The following is a 1,014-nucleotide window of genomic DNA, read 5'->3' on the forward strand; positions in this document are numbered from 1 at the left end:
GGCCAGCCTTCACGCCTGAGCATCACATGCACTCGCTTATAACCATAGTGCACGCGTGCAGCAGCGATCTCCTTGATGCGCATGATGAGCAGCGTGGCGTCACGCCTGACCGACTTGTATGCATACAGCGAGCGCGACATTTTGAACAGTGCACAGGTCTGCGTCAGGCTGGCACGAAACCGGTCACGCAACTCATCGATCAAAGACCGTTTGCGTGAAGGCTTCAAAGCTAATGAGATGGTCCGCCCCTTCCAAAAAGGGGCACACTGGAAGTTCTTTCAACCCGCCAGGAGGATCATCATGCGTATCGTAGCCCATGCCTTCCCTACCTATGGAATCGATCTTGGAAAGACGTCGTTTCAGGTAGTCGGAACTGATCTTTACGGAAAGCCTGGCTTGCGCATCAAGCTGCGGCGAGACGGGCTTATTGAATTTTTTGCCAAAGCGCAACCCGCGCTGATTGGTATGGAGTCTTGTCCTGGCGCTCATTGGCTGGCGAGGCGACTGCTTGGGCTGGGACACAAGGTACGTCTGATTCCACCGCAATTCGTTAAGCCCTATCTAAAATCGAACAAGAATGACACCCTCGATGCAGAAGCGATTGCCGAAGCGGTGACCCGGCCTACCATGCGCTTTGTCCCAGTCAAACGACATGACCAGTTGGAAATTCAGGCTTTGCATCGAGTACGGGAGCATTTAATTCATCAACGCACCGCCGTCATCAATCAATGCCGCAGCTTTCTGCTCGAATATGGGATTGCCATCCGTGTCGGTGCAGGTGTATTCAAGCACGATTTCCCGCACATTCTGTCGGACGACGCCAATGAGCTGACGCCAGCAATGCGCCAGTTGCTCACCGATTTGTGGAGCGACTTCAACCAACTGGAACTCAGGATTACATCGTTGTCACGGCAAATTGAATCTACGGCCAACCGCGACGATGCAGCGCGGCGATTAATGAGCATTCCAGGAATCGGACCTTTGGGTGCAAGCGCAATGTGTGCTGCTATTGGA

The 1,014-nt window shown here is 53.5% G+C and carries 1 protein-coding gene and 1 pseudogene; one reads left to right on the plus strand and one right to left on the minus strand.

Annotated features, from left to right (window positions below; translation table 11 throughout):
• A pseudogene (locus tag ACFQUU_RS29340) lies at positions 1 to 230 on the minus strand (IS3 family transposase); the annotation flags it as partial.
• A gap of 70 nt (positions 231 to 300) precedes the next feature.
• Here ACFQUU_RS29340 and ACFQUU_RS29345 point away from each other — a divergent pair.
• On the plus strand, positions 301 to 1,014 hold a 714-nt coding region (locus ACFQUU_RS29345), incomplete at its 3' end, for an IS110 family transposase (RefSeq protein ID WP_382252173.1).

Origin of the sequence: Herbaspirillum sp. GCM10030257 (assembly GCF_042666555.1) — a bacterium.
Taxonomy (GTDB): domain Bacteria; phylum Pseudomonadota; class Gammaproteobacteria; order Burkholderiales; family Burkholderiaceae_D; genus Noviherbaspirillum.